The organism is Streptomyces kebangsaanensis, assembly GCF_001906585.1.
GTDB lineage: Bacteria > Actinomycetota > Actinomycetes > Streptomycetales > Streptomycetaceae > Streptomyces > Streptomyces kebangsaanensis.
Map to the genome: position 1 here is coordinate 5,332 of NZ_JUJA01000021.1, position 1,734 is coordinate 7,065.

At 72.9% G+C, this 1,734-nt stretch carries 2 protein-coding genes; one reads left to right on the top strand and one right to left on the bottom strand.

Annotation, left to right across the window (positions count from 1 at the left end):
- Positions 1 to 761: tyrosine-protein phosphatase (locus RH94_RS02200; RefSeq protein ID WP_073945996.1), on the bottom strand; the 761-nt coding region annotated here is incomplete at its 3' end.
- A 169-nt stretch (positions 762 to 930) separates the two neighbouring features.
- Here RH94_RS02200 and RH94_RS41985 point away from each other — a divergent pair.
- Positions 931 to 1,734, top strand: an 804-nt coding sequence (locus RH94_RS41985) for a glycoside hydrolase family 36 N-terminal domain-containing protein (protein ID WP_324614219.1), incomplete at its 3' end; no start/stop codon positions are given.

The window sequence follows — 1,734 nt, forward strand, 5'->3', positions numbered from 1 at the left end:
GTCTCGGGGGCCAGCCGCAGTCCGCGCTCCAGGTAGGGGTCGACGCCGCCCCAGGTCTCCTCGATGGTCTCCAGGGCCGCCGCCAGGTACTCGGCACGCGCGTCGAACAGGGGGCTGAGCAGCTCCATGACCTCGGGGGAGTAGGCGGAGGGCGAGGTGCCGCTGCGGCGCACCTTGTAGCGGCGGTGCTTGGCGTTCGACTCCAGGTAGTCCTCGACGATCGCGTCCCGCTCCACACCCAGGGCGAGCAGCGTCACCGCGATCGACAGGCCCGCGCGGTCCTTGCCCGCGGCGCAGTGCATCAGGACCGGGACGCTGTCGTCGGCGAGCGCGTGCAGCACCCGGGAGTGCTCGCCGGTGCGCTCCTTGATGATCATGCGGTAGGAGGCGATCATCCGGTGCGCGCCCTTGCCGTCGGCCAGGATGCCGCGCAGCTGGTCGAGGTCGCCGTCGCGGACCATCCTCCAGAACTCCGCGCCGTCCGCCGGGTCGCTCAGCGGCAGGCTCACGTGGCGCACCCCGGGCAGCTCGACGTCCGGTCCCTCGAGCGTGACGTCGGCCGCGTTGCGGAAGTCGAAGATCGTGTGCAGGCCCAGGGCGCCGAGGAAGGCGGCGTCCTCGTCGGTCGCGTGCGCGAGATGGCCGCTGCGGAACAGCACCCCCTGACGCACCCGTCGTCCGTCCACGGTCGGCAGCCCGCCCACGTCACGGAAGTTGCGCACTCCGGCCAGCTCGGGCTCGGTCGAGGGGACCTGCGTCACGGGAACTCCTCCCTTTCGGCCCCGCCGTCACGGCTCGCCGGCGGGCGCGGCTTCGACCATACGACACGGCTTCCTGGGGCAACGAGTTGTCCACAGGCGTTGCCCGGCAGCCCCTCCACCCGGATGATGTCCATGCTTGCGCGGACCTGTTCGGATCTGTGGGGGAAGCATGCTTCAGACCGCTGACGACGGCCGTACGTGGCTGCTGACCGGGCCCACGAGCGGTTACGCCGTCCATCTCACCGAGCACGGCGAACTGCGCCACCTGCACTGGGGCCCACGCATCGAGCTCGCCGACGCCGAGGCCCTGGCCGCCCGGCCGCTGCCGGACCACCACCCCTTCGAGTCCCGGCTCGACGGGCACGAGGAGTACCCCGTCGAGGGCGGCCCCCGCTTCGTACGGCCCGCGCTGTCCGTGCGCACCGCCGAACGGCGCGGTACCGAGTGGACCTTCGAGAGCTGCCGGACCGGGGGCGGTGAACTCCGGCTGCGGTTCAACGACTCGGGGCTGGGCATCACCCTGCACTACCGCATGCGCGGCGATGTCGTCGAGCGCTGGGTCACCCTCGACAACCAGGGCCCCGACACCGTGGAGCTGCTGCGCGCCGACTCCGCCACCTGGACCCTGCCCCACCGCGAGGGCTGGCGGCTGTCCCAGCTGCACGGCCGCTGGGCCGCCGAGTCCCGCCTGGTGCGCACCGGCCTCACCTACGGCGAGAAGGTCCTCGGCAGCCGCCGCGGCCACACCGGCCACCAGCACCTGCCCTGGGTCGCCCTCGACACCGACGCCACCGAGGAGCACGGCGAGGTCTACGGCTGCGCGCTGGGCTGGTCCGGCTCCTGGCGGATCGCCGTCGCCCAGCTCCCGGACGCGCGCGTGCAGATCACCGGCGGCGCCGGGTACGACGACTCGGGGCTGCTGAGGCTCCGGGCCGGGGAGTCGTACACCACCCCGGTCTTCGCCGGCCTGTGG